Annotated in this window: 15 protein-coding genes and 1 pseudogene; 15 read left to right on the top strand and 1 reads right to left on the bottom strand. The window is 38.2% G+C overall.

Going from position 1 to position 19,382, the window contains the following annotated elements; translation table 11 throughout:
* The first annotated feature begins 42 nt into the window (after positions 1-42).
* Complete coding sequence (locus QZ657_RS08670) at positions 43-1,494, top strand: APC family permease (RefSeq protein WP_291966300.1); 1,452 nt, start codon at positions 43-45, stop codon at positions 1,492-1,494.
* A 3-nt stretch (positions 1,495-1,497) separates the two neighbouring features.
* Positions 1,498-2,946, top strand: a complete 1,449-nt coding sequence (locus QZ657_RS08665) for an aldo/keto reductase (RefSeq protein ID WP_291966298.1) — start codon at positions 1,498-1,500, stop codon at positions 2,944-2,946.
* A gap of 18 nt (positions 2,947-2,964) precedes the next feature.
* On the opposite strand, the gene QZ657_RS08660 is transcribed toward QZ657_RS08665, so the two are convergent.
* Positions 2,965-6,087 carry a WD40/YVTN/BNR-like repeat-containing protein gene (locus tag QZ657_RS08660; RefSeq protein ID WP_291966296.1) on the bottom strand — a complete coding sequence of 1,041 codons (3,123 nt, stop codon included), beginning with the start codon at positions 6,085-6,087 and terminating at the stop codon, positions 2,965-2,967.
* 330 nt (positions 6,088-6,417) lie between these two features.
* Between QZ657_RS08660 and QZ657_RS08655 the strand changes: the two genes are divergently transcribed.
* From QZ657_RS08655 to QZ657_RS08595, 13 genes and pseudogenes are all read left to right on the top strand, one after another.
* Positions 6,418-7,278 (top strand): RNA polymerase sigma factor RpoD/SigA, encoded by an 861-nt coding sequence (locus tag QZ657_RS08655; protein ID WP_291963129.1) that lies wholly within the window; start codon positions 6,418-6,420, stop codon positions 7,276-7,278.
* Between the two features lie 136 nt (positions 7,279-7,414).
* Complete coding sequence (locus QZ657_RS08650; protein WP_276471110.1) at positions 7,415-7,606, top strand: hypothetical protein; 192 nt, start codon at positions 7,415-7,417, stop codon at positions 7,604-7,606.
* A 42-nt stretch (positions 7,607-7,648) separates the two neighbouring features.
* A complete protein-coding gene (gene proC / locus QZ657_RS08645) occupies positions 7,649-8,467 on the top strand; it encodes a pyrroline-5-carboxylate reductase (protein WP_291966294.1) in 819 nt (272 codons plus the stop codon).
* A gap of 219 nt (positions 8,468-8,686) precedes the next feature.
* The gene (locus QZ657_RS08640; protein ID WP_291966292.1) at positions 8,687-9,370 is read left to right on the top strand and encodes an NUDIX hydrolase; all 684 of its coding nucleotides are present in this window, start codon (positions 8,687-8,689) and stop codon (positions 9,368-9,370) included.
* Between the two features lie 62 nt (positions 9,371-9,432).
* Entirely contained in the window at positions 9,433-10,275 is an 843-nt protein-coding gene (locus QZ657_RS08635; RefSeq protein WP_412759683.1) for a sugar phosphate isomerase/epimerase family protein, read from the top strand.
* 168 nt (positions 10,276-10,443) lie between these two features.
* Positions 10,444-10,956, top strand: coding sequence for a hypothetical protein (locus QZ657_RS08630; RefSeq protein ID WP_291966287.1), 513 nt, complete (start codon positions 10,444-10,446; stop codon positions 10,954-10,956).
* A 369-nt stretch (positions 10,957-11,325) separates the two neighbouring features.
* Positions 11,326-12,600, top strand: coding sequence for a metal-dependent hydrolase family protein (locus tag QZ657_RS08625; protein ID WP_291966285.1), 1,275 nt, complete (start codon positions 11,326-11,328; stop codon positions 12,598-12,600).
* A gap of 38 nt (positions 12,601-12,638) precedes the next feature.
* Positions 12,639-14,399 carry a serine hydrolase gene (locus QZ657_RS08620; protein WP_291966283.1) on the top strand — a complete coding sequence of 587 codons (1,761 nt, stop codon included), beginning with the start codon at positions 12,639-12,641 and terminating at the stop codon, positions 14,397-14,399.
* A gap of 334 nt (positions 14,400-14,733) precedes the next feature.
* The gene (locus QZ657_RS08615; protein ID WP_291966282.1) at positions 14,734-15,006 is read left to right on the top strand and encodes an endonuclease domain-containing protein; all 273 of its coding nucleotides are present in this window, start codon (positions 14,734-14,736) and stop codon (positions 15,004-15,006) included.
* Between the two features lie 836 nt (positions 15,007-15,842).
* On the top strand, positions 15,843-16,724 hold the full coding sequence (locus tag QZ657_RS08610) for a hypothetical protein (protein WP_291966281.1): 882 nt from the start codon (positions 15,843-15,845) through the stop codon (positions 16,722-16,724).
* Between the two features lie 104 nt (positions 16,725-16,828).
* The gene (locus QZ657_RS08605; protein ID WP_291966279.1) at positions 16,829-17,869 is read left to right on the top strand and encodes a ParA family protein; all 1,041 of its coding nucleotides are present in this window, start codon (positions 16,829-16,831) and stop codon (positions 17,867-17,869) included.
* The gene (locus tag QZ657_RS08600) at positions 17,866-18,720 is read left to right on the top strand and encodes an SIR2 family NAD-dependent protein deacylase (protein WP_291966277.1); all 855 of its coding nucleotides are present in this window, start codon (positions 17,866-17,868) and stop codon (positions 18,718-18,720) included. Before QZ657_RS08605 ends, QZ657_RS08600 begins: the two co-directional genes overlap by 4 nt.
* Before the next feature lie 475 nt (positions 18,721-19,195).
* Positions 19,196-19,382 (top strand): annotated as a pseudogene (locus tag QZ657_RS08595) (hypothetical protein); the annotation flags it as partial.

Raw genomic sequence — 19,382 nt, 5'->3', positions numbered from 1 at the left:
TCATAACTATTGACTACGAACTCTAAGAAATTAAACCGCCAAATGGGGCTTCTTGCCCTTACCGCTACGGGTGTTTGTTCTATGTTAGGGGCATCTATAAATGTTGTGCCGTTCATGATACAACGTAATGTGCCGGGTATTGGCCCTTATGTACTGCCTGCATTTATTTTTGCGGCGGTGCCTGCATTGTTCGCGGCATTGGCCTATGGTATTTTGGCGTCTGCCATGCCACGTGCAGGCGGTAGTTATATATACGCCAGTAGAGGCTTAAATCCGTATTTAGGCTTTGTCGCCAGTTTCTCCCAATGGTTCGGGCTCTCTATTGTTATTGGTGTTATCGCTTACGTTACCGTACCGTTTATAAGAGATGTAACACTGAGTTTGGGATGGAAAAACATCTCTAACGGATTGGAAATAGGATGGATAAGAGTAACCATTGCATTGGCATTGATCTGGTCGTTTATCACCATTAACATTAGGGGCATCAAAAGTTATGAACGTATTTTATTACCCATGATGTTTTTAATGTTCGCCCTTGGCGGAATTGTTATAGTTTCGGGACTCATTTATGATACAACGGATTTCCTGGCCGGGTTACAAAACAAAACAGGACGCAGCTTTATCCCTGTAAACCAAATAGATTTTGATTGGCGTATATTTCTGTCTGCGGCCGCACTTTTGTTTTCCAGCTTTATTGGTTTTGATTCTATTGCCCAAGCAGGCGGGGAAGCAAAAAAACCTACTAAAACATTACCAAGGGCAATTTTACTCGCCATATTTGGCGTTGGCCTATTTTACTTTCTCTTTGCAACGGCGGTATACCATATTGTACCGTGGAGTTTTGTTGCAGAAGAAGCAATGAACAAAGATATCTCTGCCCCTGGGCTGTTAAGTTATGTACTGCCATCTGGTTTAGGCATTGCAATATTGGCAGGTGCCGCAATTGCGCTGATCAATGATCTACCTGCTATGTTACTATCCGTATCACGCTTAATGTTCGCTTGGGCCAAAGATGGTATTTTTCCAAAATCCATCTCTAGGGTACATCCAAAAAACCATACACCACATATTGCCTTAATTGTGGCAGGCGCTATGGCAAGTATTGGTGTTCTAGGCTCTCATTTTGCAGGGGATTTCTTTTTGGGCATAGATATTATGGTGACCTCTATGATGGTCAATTTTCTGCTAATGTGCATTACACTTGTTACCATAAAAAAGGTAAACCCAGGTCTGGTAAAAAAGATTTCTGTACTTAAAAACAGAACATTACAATTATGCATTGCTTGGTCTGGCATTTTTACCCTTTCCGGGTTCTTGGTCATACACACTTATAAGGATCTTACCTCAGAGACAACGGCGTGGTATTTTCACTCTACACCAATATGGCTCATAGTTATGGCACTGGCAAGTATATTATTTGCCTATTACTGGAAAAAATTGAAGAAACAGAACAACGATACAAACAAATTATTTTTAGAACTGCCTGAAGAATAAAAGATGCGAACAACAATTGAATTAGCAAAAGATTTAGAGATTTCCAGAGTGGTTACGGGCTTATGGCAAATTGCGGATATGGAGCGTAACGGCAATACCTTGGACCCTGTTGCAACGGCCAAGTACATGAAACCTTATCTAGATGCCGGTCTCACCTCTTTTGACATGGCAGACCACTACGGCTCCAGTGAAATAATTGCCGGTACCTTTAAAAATAACCTAGCGGATAAAGATAGCGTGCAGCTATTTACCAAATGGGTTCCAAAACCCGGAAAAATTTCCCGTGAAGATGTCAGAGCTGCCATACGGACTGCACTTGACAGAATGCAACAATCCAGCATAGACCTTTTGCAATTTCATGCGTGGTACTACCCCGATGCCAGTTGGTTAGATGGCCTCTTATATTTAAAGGAACTACAGGAAGAGGGTTTGATCAAACATATTGGGGTCACAAATTTTGATGCCGCACATTTAAGAATTGCCCTGGCAAGCGGTATCCCTATTGTTAGCAATCAAATTTGCCATTCATTGATAGACCAAAGGGCGAACGGGCAAATGGCAAAAGTATGCCGTGAGTATAATGTAAAACTATTGACGTTCGGGACTTTGGCAGGCGGATTTTTAACCGATAAATGGTTAAACAAAACCGAGCCCGCCAAAGAGGAACTGACTACATGGTCACAAATGAAATACAAACGTTTTATTGATGCCGCCGGCGGATGGGAACCGTACCAAAAGTTATTGCGGACCGTAAAAAAAATTGCAGATAAACATAATGCTTCCATCGCAAATATTGCAAGTAGGTTCATCTTAGAAGGTGAAGCCGTTGCCGCTGTTATTGTAGGCGCCCGTTTGGGAGAAAGCGAGCATATTGACGATAATAGAAAAATGTTGGACATTCAACTTGATGCGGATGATATCAACGATATTAAAAAGGCACAACTTCAATTGAAAGACATACCTGGAGATTGCGGTGACGAGTACAGAAAACCCCCCTTCCTGACCGCATCGGGCGATCTCAGCGACCACTTGGAAACTATTCCCAAAGCTTTTATCCCGTTAAAAACGGGAGAAAATAAAGAACAGATTTTTAGTGGTACCGAATGGGAAGAATATGCAGGTTATTGCAGAGCCATTAAACTTGGTAAAAACATCCATGTTTCTGGCACCACCGCTACACACGGCAACTTAATGATCGGCGGTAACGATGCCGCTGCCCAGACCCATTTTATAATTGATAAAATAGAAGGCGTAATCACTTCCTTTGGCGGTAAACTTGAAGACGTGGTTAGAACACGTATTTTCGTCAACGAACTAAAAGATTGGGAACCTATTGCTAGAGCTCATGGCGAACGGTTTAAAGGCATAAACCCTGCAAATACCCTGGTAGAAGCCAAACTGGTAGGCAATGGTTATATGGTAGAAATTGAAGCCGAAGCTATACTACCATAGCTCTTTTTAGCTTTTTGATCAATCTTTCAAAATGGTACTACTTTTTTCAATATTTTCTTGAAAAGGAACCCAGTAGTCATCCATAAAATTAGATACGGTCTTAGAAAACTCCGCAACGAGTTTTTTTGCTTGCCCAAGAATTTCTTGATGCTGAACAGAAGGTTCGTTGTTCTGTGCGGCCGCAATACGTAATGCGTCTTTTATTTTTGAATAGGGCGTTGTGTTAAATGATTGCCAAGCCCCTACTTGCCTATCTGGTTTTGGGGTCTTACCTTTTGCCCGTAATTCTTTTAAGGACTGTTCCATTTTTTCTAGCTTACCTACCAATACCTGATTAGGATCATTATTAGATGCTTGTATTTTAGATAGCCAATCAGCTATTTTCTTGCTCTTGGCATCAATATCCTTTAAGTCATTTGACAAAATTTCTACTTGAGCATCTACTTCTTTTTTATAATCATACAATGCTTTATCTACACTTGGCAATACTTCAAATCTAGGATCTGCAACTACCGTAACCTTTGTGGTATCGGCATAAGTACCTTGCTCTAAGACGATGGTATATTCCCCCGGCAACACTGGTATATCCCTAGAAAAATCATCTGTCCATGAACCTGGCAAGGAAGATGCCGTTTCATCTAATTTCCAGATCATATAATTTAAACCTTTGGTCAATTCCTTGGTCTCAACTGTATGGATCAATCTATCTTTTTGATCATAGATCATGGCGGTTACCTTAGTTTCATTGGTAGGCTCATCCGTAAGGTAAAAGGGGATTTTAGTCTTCTGAAATAACTTATTTTCCCCTTCAAAAGTAGTATGAAAACCTGTCCAAATATTTCCTGGCGGATTTATGAACAAACCTTTTACCTGTACGGCATCATTCATAGGCAGTGCGGTTAAGCCCAACTTTAACCTGTTTGCCGCAATTTCACGTAAGGCGGACAAATCATCCAAAACCCAAATTGCCCTTCCAAACGTACCAACGATCAAAGCGGATTCTTTCTCTTGAATTTTAAGATCCATGGTTGATACTGAAGGAAATCCGTTTTTAAATTGAGACCATGTTGCCCCTTCATCAATGCTTATCCATAATCCGTTCTCCGTGCCCAAAAAGACCAAATTTGGTTCTACCGGATCCTGTATTATACTTAAGGCATAGCCTTTTACCATAGTATTATCCGCTACACGTTTCCATGTTTTGCCTAGATCATCCGTTTTAAAAACGTAGGGTTCATAATCACCCTTTCTATAATTGTTGACGACCATCCATGCAGAATTTTCATTATAACGAGAAGCCTCTATTTGGGCAATCCAACCTTCGTTTGGCATACCCTTTACCTTAGAGGTCATATTTTTCCATTTTTTTCCGCCATCGGTCGTTAGTTGTACTTGTCCATCATCCGTACCTACCCAAACAATACGTTCGTTCAAAGAACTTGGCGCAATACTTAAAATTGCATTATAGCGCTCTGCACCGGAAACATCCAAGGTCAACCCTCCATAATCAGGTTTTTGGTGCTCGGGTTTATTGGTCGTTAAATCTGGCGAAATAATTTTCCATGTTGCCCCTTTATCTTTGGTTACGTGTACAAATTGAGACCCGTAATAAGCTGCATTGTCATTTTTGGGGTCTCTTGCAAAAGCTGCGTTCCAGTTAAAACGTAATGGAACGTTTATATCTTCTGACGGTGGTTTTATACTTACATAATAACCGGTTAATTTGTCATACCTGTACAAATCTCCGTTTTGGGAGGAACCATAACCAAATCTAGAATTATCCGGATCGGGAGAAATATCAAACCCATCACCACCTACCAAATACTGCCAGTACAACGTTCTAATCCCACCTCTTTTCCAGGTATAGGAAGGCCCGGACCAATTGCCATTGTCCTGCATACCTCCGTACACATTGTAAGGCGTATCGTTATCTACGCCCACATGATAAAATTGCGCCACCGGTATGGTTTCCGGAAAGTACCAACTTTTGCCATGATCTTGGGTTATGCCCAGACCTCCGTCTCCACCAATAATAAAATGTTCGGCATCTTTAGGATTTACCCAAAAGGCATGAAAATCTGCATGAATGCCCTTTGTCTCATCAGCGGGTATCATAGGTACTGTATCAAAAGTAGCGGCACCATCATAACTGACCGATAATGGCTGATATATATTATAGACTCTGTCCGGGTCTTCCGAATCTACCGCTAGGTCTTGAAAATAAAAGGGCCTATTATTGGCAAATTTTGGATTGTCATTGATCATTTCCCAACTTGTACCTCCATCATCGCTTCGGTAAATTGTATTTTTCTTTGCTTCTATTTTTGCATAGATCCTATCTGGTTTAGAAGGTGCAATGGCAATACCTATTCTTCCTAGATCACCATAAGGCAATCCATTTTTCTCATCTAGCTTTCGCCAATGTGCACCGGCATCATCAGTTACATAAAATCCGGAACCTTCTCCGCCCGATGTAAAATAATAAGGCGTACGTTTATGTTGGTATAGCGCTGCAAATAGCTTTTTAGAATTTGTAGGATGCATGACCAAATCTGCGATACCGGACGTGGTATTGGAGTATAAAATCTTTTCCCAATGCAACCCGCCATCAACAGTTTTATATAAGCCCCTATGCTCATTTTCCGTAAAAGGATCGCCCATTGCCCCTACGTAAACAATGTTAGGATCGTTTGGATCAATACGTATTCTATGTATAGTTTTAGTGTCTTTAAGCCCCATGTGCTTCCAGGTTTTACCGCCATCCGTACTTTTAAAAACGCCCATACCTAAATTCATGGAATTACGGGGATTACCTTCACCCGTACCTACCCAAATGACATTAGGGTCATTTTGTTGTATGGCAAGTGCCCCTATATTTTGTGTTGGCTGTTCATCAAAAACAGGCTTCCATGCAGAACCTCCATTTTCTGATTTCCAAACGCCGCCAGAAGCCGCCCCAACGAACATTGTCTTTGGATGATCCGTTACCACATCTATTGCCGTGATACGACCGCTCATATTTGCGGGGCCCACATTGCGTATTTTCAGGTTTTTAAGCGTAGAGAAGTCTATTTTTTGCCCGATCGCAAATGGTGCAATCATGGCAAATGCGAAGAATAAGATACTAAAGCGAATTTTCATAGTGTGACAGGTAGTTTACCCAAAAATAAAAATCAAGGCTTTAATATCAGCAGCGTAAGCCCTAAAAGATGATCATGGCATGTAAATTTATGTTAAGGAAGAATGCTACTTATGCAAATGTGTAGCAAAGTATACCCCATATATGTAAATCATTAAGGTTCCATTGAAAGAAATGTGAAAACAAGCACTGTATAAATTTTAAAAACTATCCATTTCAGCTTAAAAACAGTCCAAAATCCACTTAAAACAGTCAAATAAATCATAAAACGGGTCAATTTCTTGTGTTTTATCAAAATTATACTATGTTATAGTTTAACCTTAAATTATTCTATGCGACAATTAAAGATCACCAAACAAATTACGAACAGAGATGCCAAATCATTAGAAAAATATTTTCAGGAAATCAGTAAAATAGATTTAATTACTGCAGATGAAGAAGTAGAGCTGGCAAAGAAGATTCGTGAGGGTGATCAAAAAGCGCTAGATAAATTGGTTAGTGCCAACTTAAGGTTCGTGGTATCTGCGGCTAAACAATATCAAAATAGAGGGTTACGCCTAACGGACCTCATCAATGAAGGTAATCTAGGACTTGTAAAGGCCGCTAAACGTTTTGACGAAACCAGGGGATTCAAATTTATATCCTATGCCGTTTGGTGGATCCGCCAATCTATTTTACAGGCATTATCGAACAAATCTCGACTCATTCGTTTACCACAGAACAAAATTGCGGTGAACTCCAAAATCTATCAGGTATATTCTGCTTTAGAACAAGCAAACGAAAGACCCCCTAGTGCTTCTGAGGTTGCACAGGAGTTGGACATCCATGTTTCCAAAGTAAAAAGCTCCATGAAAAATTCCGGCAAATCGGTTTCATTGGATGCTCCTTTTAAGGAAGGAGAATCATCTTCTCTTTATAATGTACTGGAATCTACCCAGATCAATAGCCCGGATAAGCAGATGATGGCAGAATCTTTAGAAACGGACATTGATCAAGTGCTAAGAAAAATTCCTGAAAGACAAGGCGATGTTCTTCGCCTATTCTTCGGTCTAGGAAATCAGCCTGCCATGAGCCTAGTTGAAATAGGCGAAGTCTTTGACGTTACCAGGGAGCGTGTACGTCAAATAAAGGATAAAGGTCTAAAATCACTTCGCCGTACTTCTAATACGGAAATACTACGTGCCTATCTATAATATTAGACATTAATAACTTAGAAAAACTGGTACAGCCCAATTACAAGTACCCCCTTAAAACAGAATAACATAAACTTAACAGCTCTAATTTGGAGTTGCAATTGCTTATGTTATGTTACTATTAAAACAGAGCTACATGAAATTTATTTACATTAAAAGAGAGAGCAATACCAAAGAATTGTACAGAACACGAAATGGTTTAAAAAAGTCTAAAGTAACCTCTATTACAAAATACTTTTTAGGAATACCTATTAAAACCTTGCATACCTACAGACAAATATATTACAGACGCAAGAACAATGCTGTTGACAAGATGTTGTTCATCTAATTGAACAGCTACATATACCATCCAATAATTAAAATTAAATTCATGAAGATATTAGTAATAGGAGCCGGCAATATGGGCCTAACGTATGCAGAAGGCATGTCTAAATCAAAATTACTTAAGAAGAGAAATATAATGGTGCTGGACACTTCTGAAGAAAAATTGGAGGCATTACGGGAAAATCCCCAATTTGATGCTTTTGACGATCTAAAAAATTGCGCTCCCCAGGCCGATATTATTTTTATAGCGGTAAAACCTTATCATGCAGAAAGTGTATTTCTAAAATTGAAACCCCTGGTTAAACCTGGTCAAATTCTTATCTCCATAATGGCAGGTGTGACCATGGAAACCATTAGAAACTTAACAGGACTCACAAAAATAGTACGTGCCATGCCCAACTTGCCGGCACAGATAGGTAAGGGACTAACTTCTTTCGTTGCCGCAGAAGATGTCACCAGAATTGAACTGTTGACCATAGAAAGCCTGTTGGATACCACAGGTAAATCCGTTTTGGTGAGCGATGAGAATTTTATAGATGCCTCCACGGGTATTTCCGGTAGCGGACCTGCCTACGTATTCTACTTTATGCAAAGCATGATGGAAGCTGCTTTAAAAATGGGCTTTACGCCCAATGTCTCTAAAATATTGGTTGCACAGACCTTTACGGGAGCTATTGAATTATTCAACCAAAATGAACTTTCGCCAAATTCCTGGATGGACAAAGTTGCCAGCAAAGGCGGTACAACCCGTGCGGCCCTAGATTCTATGGAAAACAATAATGTAGGTGAATTGATCAAGGATGCGGCCTTTGCAGCCTTTGAACGTGCAGTAGAACTTGGAAAAGAAAAAGCCGGTAAACATTAAATTACATCGACTTAAATTGCCGATCCGTTTTATTTTAAAATAACACTATATTGTTGCCTAGTGGAACATAAAGATTCCAGTAAATTTAATTGACAATGGTACCCCTCTACCTATTGTCTCATTTAATAACATTAATACTTTGATAAGACTATATTTTGTGCTTTATTTGAAAAATGCAAGCTAGAATTATCAAATTCATTAATGAAAGGCGCTAAAAATATGAAATTCATTCCTCACCTTTCTTATGACTGTGTAATATTCGGGTTTAATGGAAAGAAGTTAAAAATACTCATTTTAGAATATCACAATACGGGCTTGTTTGCACTTCCGGGAGGCTATGTCAAAAAAAACCAAAGTTTACAGGATGCGGTAAACAAGGGAGTAGAAGAACGTACCGGACTCAAAAATGTGTATTTAGATCAATTTCAGATTTTCGGAAAATTAGATAGAACCGATCCTGAGGCCACGCGTCGCATTTTAGAGGCAAACAATAAGAATTTGGAAAAAAATAAATGGATGATGGAACGCTTTGTTACCGTTGGCCATTACGCCCTTATTAATTATGAAGATGTAAACCCTAAACCGGATCACCTTTCAGATAGTATTGGTTGGCATGATATAAACAAGGTACCCAAGTTAATGATGGACCATAACGAAATTGTTGAAAAGGCCCTGGAAGTACTTCGTAACAACATTAGCGAGAAATTGATAGGTATGAACCTACTACCCCAAAAATTTACAATGAAACAGTTACAACAAGTTTTTGAGGCTATTTTGGGCGAAACCTTAAGACGAACCAGTTTTCAACGTAAAATGTTGTCTCTTGATATTTTAGAGCGACATGAAAAACTTTTTGAGGGCAAGGCACACAAAGCTCCTTATCTATATAGCTTTAAACAATAAAAATAATATTCACACTTTATACAACAACAATGAAAAATTCAACAAACAACTTATTTAAATGCATGGCTGTTGCCATTTTTATGCTGGGCACGGTAACCACCTATGCCCAAAAGAAATTTGGTGGCCTTGCCCTTTATACGGTCAGAGATGACATGGGCAAAGACGCCAAAGCTACGCTACAGGCAGTAGCAGATGCCGGCTACAAAAACATTGAAGCCGCCGGTTATGAAGATGGAAAATATTATGGTATGACACCATCTGACTTTAAAGGTTTATTAAAATCTTTAAAATTGAAACCGATCAGTACGCACCAAAGCGCGGTTACCCTTGACAATGCCGATAAAATGATGGCAGATGCCAAAGCTGCGGGGTTTAAGTATTTTGTAGTTCCTATACCACCAATGGGCATGTTTACCTTTGATCAGGAAACAAAGCAAATGGGTATGACCGGCACGGTAAAAGACCTGGCTGAAATTCTGACGACATTAGGTAAAAAAGCCAACAAAGCAGGATTAAAACTACTTTACCACAATCACGATTTTGAATTTAAAAAGAACGAAAACGGCATAGTACCTATTGACTATCTTTTGGAAAATGTAAATCCCAAATTATTGGATTTTCAAATGGATCTATATTGGGTCACCAAAGCGGGCGCCAATCCTATAGCATATTTTAACAAGTACCCAGGTCGTTTTAAAATATGGCATGTAAAAGACATGGATGAGCAAGGTAGATTTGCCCCCGTTGGCACCGGGTCCATCGGTTTTAAAAACATATTGGCCAATAAAGCTCTTTCCGGCATGAAATATTATATGGTTGAGCAAGACATGACCTTTGATGGTCTTAAACCTTTAGATGCCATTAAAATTAGTCACAAGGGTATTAAAGAAATTGGCTTTAAATAATAAAGAACACCAAACAACGGAGAAGGCCCCTAAGAGATTTTTCTCTTTGGGGTTTTCTTTTTTTTGGCTTCTTCTCATTAAACCTTTTATCATTAAGGCTGTCTTAACCATTACATTAAAATATGTCCCTATTTTTGCGCACCAAAACCAACGATTAAAAAGTAAAGAATGAAAATGACCACAAGTTTACGCATGAGAATTATTCACCGTTATTTAGGTTTCTTTTTAGCCGGTATCATGGCTATGTATGCCATTAGCGGAATTATCATGATCTATAGAAATACCGATTTTCTTAAAAGTGAAAAAATAGTGGAACGCCAGTTGAAACCGAATTTAAAAGCTGCAGAACTTGGTGGAGCATTACGTATTAAAGGCGGCGTAAAGCCCGAAAAAACGGAAGGTGACGTAGTCTATTTTAAGCAAGGGCAATACAATAAAGTTACGGGTATTGCCACCATAAAAAAGATGGAACTCCCGTTTATTTTAGATAAGATGGAGCACTTACATAAAGCCACGACCAATAGCCCTGTTTATTTCTTAAATATTTTCTTTGGGCTATCACTACTATTTTTCGTGGTTTCATCATTTTGGATGTTTTTACCCAAAACTTCAGTTTTTAAAAAAGGACTGTATTTTTCCTTAGCAGGTATGGTGTTGACCATTATACTGCTATTCGTTTAGTATAAACTCGACTAATTCAAACGTGAACCGTTGTAAAGACTTTCTTTACAGCGGTTTTTTGTTGTTTTAGTAGCTATCAGTATAGCGACAAAACAAAAACCTCCCCTCTAGGGAGGGGATTGAGGGGTGGGTAATCGGGTACTGTAGATTTCATGGAACATGCTAACCTTCAAGAACCCACCCCTAGCCCCTCCGAGGAGGGGAATAGTTTGTGACTGTTTAATCTCCATCCATTAACCTTTAATTAATCAAACTTCTGTATCTTTCAATAAGCAAAGTACTCTCCCCTAACACTTTATAATATTATCTTTATAGTAAATCCATAACCATAGGATTTTTTTAAAAACCGTAAAACAAATATCTGACCAAATGAAAAAAGTTTTAACCCTTCTTATCCTTTTAGCAACTACATCATCCGTTTTAGCACAATCAAAACTCATAAAAGCAGCTTCTTTTTTAGATGTTAGAACCGGTAAGTTAATTTCACCTGCCAACCTGCTCATTGAAAACGGAAGTATCAAATCCATTAATCCAAAGGCATTGCCGGAAGGTTTGGAAACGATTGACTTAACGGATAAAATATTGTTACCCGGGCTTATGGACATGCACGTGCATTTAGATGGGGAATTTAAAGGTAGTTGGGACTATGTTTATAAGGAAAGTGCCAGTCAAGGTACTATTAGGGCTGTTGCAAATGCTGAAAAAACATTGATGGCAGGCTTTACCACCATAAGAAGTATAGGGCAATTACATATTACCCCAGAGTTAATTGATGTTGCCGTTTCAGAGGCTTCTGAACAGGGTACCATAGCAGCACCACGAATTATTCCATCGGGACATATGATCACCATTAGCGGCGGACACGGGGATATTTCTTTAGGACTGGCGGAAGGTTTGGTTACCGTAGGTCCCAATGACGGAGTGATCAATGGTAAGTATGATGCCATAGAAGCGGTAAGATATCAAATTAAGCATGGTGCCAAATTCATAAAAATGCACGCCACGGCAGGTGTACTCTCTATGGAAGATGCCATTGGCGCCCAACAACTAAGCAATGAGGAAATGAAAACCATTGTTGACGAAGCTGCTAGGCACCATATTAAAGTTGCCGCCCACGCCCATGGTACAGAGGGTATTAAAGAGGCCATAAAAGCCGGCGTGTACTCAATTGAACATGGGTCTATTATAGATGATGAAGGCATTCAACTTATGAAAAAAAATGGTGTTTATCTAGTACCTACCAGGGGGCTGGCCACTATAATAGAACCCATGATAGATAAAATGGATCCCGTCATGGCCGGTAAGGCAGAATATGTAATGCCCATTGCCAAACAAAACCTTACAAAAGCTATCAAAGCAGATGTCAAAATTGCTTTTGGGACGGACACGCCTATTATTCCCCATGGAAAAAACGCCATTGAATTTGCGGCATTAATAGATTGTGGTATGAGTACTAAAGAGGCCATCAAAACCGCTACTACCAATAGTGCAGAAATGCTAGGGCTCACGGATCGTGGTGAATTAAAAGAAGGTATGCTTGCAGATATTATTGCCGTAGACACGAATCCAATTGAAGATATCTCCACTTTGGAGCACATAAAATTCGTGATGAAAAACGGTACAGTTTATAAGAATGAAAAATAAATAACCTTGTAGAATTCAATCAATCAAAAAAACAAATTATGAGATCATTACATCGCAGTATAGGGAGTAGGTTACTTACTTGCTTATCTGTTATGCTTTTAATAAGCACTGCAGCAATCGGGCAATCAAAATCAGAAGAAATAGATGCACTCCTAGATCAATATCTCTCATATGGCAAATTCAATGGTTCTGCCCTAGTTGCCAAAGATGGTGAGGTTATTCTTAAAAAGGGTTATGGTATGGCGAATATGGAGTGGGATATCCCTAACAGTCCCAACACCAAACATCGTTTAGGATCGATCACCAAACAATTTACGGCCATGCTTATTCTTCAATTAGCAGCGGATGGAAAGTTAGATCTACAAGCTCCCATAACTACATACTTACCAGAATATCCAAAAACTACCGGAGACCAGATTACCACCCACCATTTATTGACCCATACCGCCGGTATACCCAACTACACCTCATTTCCTAAGTTTTTTGAAGAAGATAGTCGCGATCCATATTCGCCAGAAGAGTTCACTAAAAAGTTTCAGGATATGGAATTGGAGTTTACCCCTGGGGAAAGATTCAATTATAGCAATTCGGGGTACTTTCTTTTGGGTTTGCTTGTTGAAAAACTATCCGGCAAAACGTATGAAGAAATGCTAACGGAACATATATTTTCTCCACTAGGAATGAAAGATTCCGGATTTGACCATCACTCCAACATCCTTAAAAATAGAGCTACAGGCTATGAAAAAAATGGGAGCGAATTCATCAATGCTCCTTACCTAGATATGTCCATTCCGTATGCCGCAGGATCTCTCTATTCTACCGTAGAAGATTTATATCTGTGGGATCAAGCGCTATATACCAACAAATTGTTACCCCAAAAATATATGGATATGTATTTTAAACCATACATCCCTGCATTTGGCAGTTTTCACTATGCCTACGGATGGATGACCGGCAATGAAGCTCTTGGGAATACAACGGATAGTATTGCCGTAATTAGTCATGGTGGCGGAATTAACGGATTCAACACACAAATTTCCAGATCGCCATCAGACCGATCATTGATCGTGCTTTTAAATAATACAGGCGGCGCTCCCTTAGGTCAAATTACGCAAGCTATTCTCGGTATTATAAACGATAAGAGCTATGACCTCCCAAAAGCTTCCTTGGCATCTAAAGTTTTAGAAGTTATAGAGACAGAAGGTATTGATGCAGGAGTATCCTTTTATGAGAAAAATAAAGACAATCAAGATTTTGATGTCAATGAAAATGAGATGAACCAAGCGGGATATAAATTATTAAGGTCTAACAAAACCAAAGAAGCTATTCAAGTCTTTAAGTTGAATGTAGACGCGTATCCAAATTCTGCCAATGTATATGATAGTTATGCCGAAGCGTTAATGAAATCAGGTGATAATAATGGTGCTATTGAAAACTATACCAAAACGGTAGAAATGAATCCTGGAAATATAAATGCGATTGATATGCTTAAAAAATTAGGTGTTGATACCAGTAACTTCACTAAAGAGTTTGAAGTACCAGAAGCACTACTGGAAAGTTACCTAGGCGTCTACGAATTGATGCCCACTTTTAAAATTACGATTACCAAAGATGGTAAACAATTAAAAGCACAGGCAACGGGGCAGCCATCGTTCAATATTTTCGCCAAATCGAAAGATACTTTTTACTTAAAAGAAGTTGCCGCACAAATTCAGTTCATAAAAGACGAAAACGGAAACACAGAAAGTTTGACCCTATTTCAAAACGGACAGGAAATGAACGGTATGAAGGTGGAGTAGTGTGAGATTGATTTGTTTTAGAACGTAGATACCTTAACATCAAAACAAGAAGCCCCGAAAATCTTGCCCCAACCCTAGCCCCTCCGACGAGGGGAACAGTTGGGACTCTACTTTAACTTTCAGCAAATGATTTACATGACAATAGAATTTTCAACCAACGCTAACTTTACCATCAAAAACGCAATTCTCCCCTCTTGGGAGGGGACTAAGGGGTGGGTACTACTATGAGAGAATAATACCATACCACCCATATTTAGTAGAACTGGCTAAAAAGCTAAGGAACAATATGACCTTAGGTGAAATTGCCCTATGGCGAGAAATTAAGGGTTAAAAATTGGGTCACAAATTTAGCAGGCAAATACCTATTGACCAGTATATAGTAGACTTTTATTGTAAAGATCTTCAACTTGCCATAGAAGTAGATGGCAGTATCCACTTTAAAGAAGGACATGAAGAAAAAGATAAGAAACGGCAAGCTCGTTTGGCGTCTTTAGGAGTAAACATGATTAGGTTTTCAGATAGTGATGTGAAGAATAATCTATCTAGCGTTCTGGAAGAAATCAGAGAGTATATTGAAGAATTGGAACAAGGAAGAACCCACCCCTAGCCCCTCCGTGGAGGGGAATAGTTTGTGACTTTTTTTACACTTTTTAGGTCAAAAAGTGGTGGTTACCTTTTTGAAAACGTAGCTCCCCAACAATCAACAAACCCCAAAACAAAGACGAAAACCTCCCCTCTTGGGAGGGGACCAAAGGGGTGGGTGATTGGGTGCTGTAGATTTTATGGAACATGCTAACCCAAAAGGACCCACCCCTAGCCCCTCCGAGGAGGGGAATAGTTTGTGACTATTACTATACTTTTTAGATAAAAAAGTAGTGGTAACCTTTTTGAAAACATCGCTCCCCAACTACCAACAAACCTAAAACAAAGACGAAAACCTCCCTCTTGGGAGGGGACCAAAGGGGTGGGTGATTGGGTGCTGTAGATTTTATGGAACATGCTAACCCAAAAGGACCCACCCCTAGCCCCTCCGAGGAGGGGAATAGTTTGTAGATATTATTACATTTTTTAGATACAAAAGTAGTGGTAACCTATTTGAAAACGTCGCTCCCCAACTACCAACAACCCAAAAACAAAGACGAAAACCTCCCCTCTTGGGAGGGGACCAAAGGGGTGGGTTTTTAGGTGTTCTAATCTCAATTAAAAACCTCCCCGTCCCATAGTAGGCAACCCATTTATTTTTCTGACAGTTTTACGGAAAACCGTAAGAAAATATGTCAAAAACTTCTTTATATTGCAGCTGTAAGCAAAGTATATTCCCCCTACCTCTTTAGCTTAAAAAATTTTATAATAGAAATTGCACATATACCTTACTATTTTCGAATATGTGTAATTAAACACATGCATAATAGTTAGCAGCAAGCTCCAGAAAACTTAAAATACATGAACAACAAGGAAGAAACCGACAAATACTTTCCACTTTTCTTGATAATAGCTGGCGGATTTTTAATTATTGCTTTTATCTTTCCATTCGCTATAAATTACTTCTTTTCTGATTGGAGTAAAAGCGGAACTTTCGGAGACACATTTGGAGCTCTAAATGCATTATTTTCTGCTCTAGCTTTAGCAGGAGTTATTGTCACAATTCTAATTCAAAGAACTGAATTGAAAAATCAACGAATTGAGTTGAGCTTGCAGAGGAATGAAATGAAGGAAACAAGAAAAGAGTTTCTATTAAACAGAACAACAACACTTGTTTACAAACAACTTGATAGATTTGAAAAAGCTTTATCAGAATTTATAATTAGAACTCCTAATGGAACACCTTTGAAAGGAAATGATGCAGTCCTATATTTAGACGAGAATAAATATTCAGTAAATAAACCTTATGATAAGCCTGAAGATGAATATAAGGCCGAAATGAAAACCTCGATTATACAATTGCTGAAAATCTATTCAAGAAACAAATCTGAAATTGAAAAATTATCACATAGCGCAAGTAATTCAGTTGATGTTTTAAAAAGGCTTGTCTATAAAACTGATTTAGAAATCGAAGAACTAAACGATTTAAAAAATCTATTTTTCGTTAATATTGGTTTTATAAATATGGGAGTCATAGAAAGAATTGTTGAAGTAGCTGATAATCAATTAAAATATTTAGAGGCCAGAGATTATTTAGATAACGGTTTAGACATTGGAGCGATTATACACGCGGAAATCTTTTTAAGTTCTGTTTCTGATTTCTATAATTTGAAATTAACTAAAGAAAATTTTAAGCAAAATAAATCTAGTTGGATTGACAGTTTGGGGAACTTAGAAAAATAATTAAAAACAAAAAGTTCTGGCTCGCAGACAAGACGGAAACGAAAAATTTCCTTGCCTGCACTACTTGCCATAGCATAATCGTTAGCTAGCATAAAAAAGAAATTATGATTACGATATCAATGTTTAATAATAAAGGAGGGGTTGGAAAAACTACCCTTACTTGCAATTTAGGTAATTACCTAGCAGATTATCACTCGAAAAGAGTATTGATAGTTGACTGTGACCCACAGTGTAATGCAACACAATTAATTATGGGTTCTGATTTTGCAAGTGATTTGTACTGGGACAACTCGTCTACAAATTATAGTGAAATCACAACTATAAGTGATATCCTTCAACCGATAGAAGACGGTGACTCTACAATATTGGAAGCTATTGTGCCCATTGATAAATCCACAAATCGATTTAATGTAGATTTAATTCCGGGTCATCCAACATTTTCTATTATTGAAGATAGATTAGGATCAGCATGGCATGAACTTAAAGGAGGTGACTTAGGGGGCATAAGAAAGACTAACTGGAATACTAGCTTAGTCGCTCAATTGCAAGATCGATATGACTTTGTGTTTTTTGATTTAGGACCAAGCTTAGGCTCAATTAATAGAAGCATCTTGATTGGCTGCCAATATTTTATAACTCCTATGGGAACAGACATCTTTAGTATACTGGGAGTCCGTAATATTTCTTCATGGCTGTCTTCATGGATGGAAATTTATACCAATTCTTTAGAGTTAGCTGAAAACAGAACACCTGGCAGACTTGCCCAATATAAAATAGCTGCAGAACCTGCAATTTCAAGAGGCTATTTAGGTTACACATCGCAACAATATATTACAAAGAGTAAAGAAGGAGTTAGAAGACCAACAAAAGCTTTTGAAGAGATTATTAATATGATTCCTGAGGAAATCGCCAATTCATTACAGCTTTTTATGCCCACTAATTTAAACTCTGATAGCTTGAAAATAGGCGACGTAAAACACCTATATAGCTTAATTCCTCTGGCTCAATCTGTTTCCTCACCAATATTAAAATTGAAGTCAAGTGATGGCCTGGTTGGCACACAATTTAAGCAGCAGTCAGAATATAAACAGATAATTTCTGCTATTACTGGTAACATATTAACGAATTTAAATTTAGCAGAATGAATTGGCCTAAAGCATTGACAGCTGAACTAGCATCAAGAAGATGTATAATATTTTTAGGTTCAGGAGCATCTGCTGGCTCACTTTCTGCAGATGGGAGTAAATCCCCTACAACTTGGAATAAATTCCTTGATGATTTAAAAGGTAAAATGACATCCGGAGATAAGACAACTATTGACAAGTTTATTTCAGAACAAAGGTTCTTAGATGCTGCAGAAGTAATTCTGCATCATGTTCCACAAGCTGATTTTTCAGCTTATATAAGAGAAGAGCTAGTTCGTCCTAAATATAAACCATCACTTGTACATGAGTCTGTTCTCGAGATAGACCCAAAAGTTGTTGTAACAACGAATTATGATGATATTTATGACAATTATTGTCGGCAGGGTGAAGCTATAGATGGTTATAATATTTGCCGCTATTATGAAGATCATCTTGTTTCAGATTTAAGATCTCCTGTAAGATTAATTCTTAAAGCTCACGGTTGTGTCTCCAACCCTTCTAAAATAGTTCTTTCTAGATCTCAATATTTTAAAGAAAAGCAAGACCACGGAAATTTTTTTAAGGTTCTAGAATCTCTTTTCTTAACGCATACAATACTATTTTTAGGTTATTCACTTAGTGACCCAGATATTCAATTAATTCTTGAAAACTCAAATATTGCCGCTAAAAGTGCTCACCCACACTATATTGCTATTGGAAATGATACAGACCCTGTTCTTAAAGAATCCTATAAGCGCACTTACAATTTAGAGTTTGTTGAATTTCCCGCAGGTAATTATAATGCTCTCAATTCAGGAATATTTTCACTGAAAGATGAAGTTTTGAGTTATAGAGCAACGTATGATTATTAAAAAGCTAGCTAACACTATGTATAGTGTATAGCATCCTTAGGAGTGCTATACACTATACACTTAACTTCACAAATCCCACTTCAATATTGAATAAGAAAAACTTCAAAAGAACAGAAAAGAATTTAGAAAAGGCATTAGGTCTACTACCCATGCTCATTCCGCTTTTTTTTTATTAAATAGTGCGTAATTCCAAAAGCATCAAATTGAGTAAAATTGGCGTAAGCTATCGATCCCAATGAAAACTATCTTCGTTACATTTCTATTCTTCTTTTTTCACTATACTAGCAATGCCCAGGACAGCTTCAACAAACTTCCCCAGGCAGCTAATACCAGCTGCGCAATACTCTTGATTGACGAGCATATTATCGCCAATAAAAACATCATCACTTCAAAGGAAGACATTGAAGAAATAGCAGTGATAAAGTAAAAACCTAGCCGCAAAGCGCATTTTTATAATCTTACGGCAAACGGTATTTTGTTTGCCAAACTAAAAAAGAAGATACCTTCTAAAACACAAACAGAACTCAATGCCTTTTTTAATTTGGAAGAAAATAATCCGGTTTATGTAAACGGCTATTTATTAGAGCATGACACCTATACCATTGCAACAGAAAGTATTGCGAACATAGACTTAGTAATGCCAAATGAAGAAAATGACTTAG

It is taken from the genome of Maribacter sp. (assembly GCA_020629415.1).
Taxonomy (GTDB): domain Bacteria; phylum Bacteroidota; class Bacteroidia; order Flavobacteriales; family Flavobacteriaceae; genus Maribacter; species Maribacter huludaoensis.
Note: the sequence above shows the minus strand (reverse complement) of the source record. Positions and strands in the feature narration are given on the sequence as shown.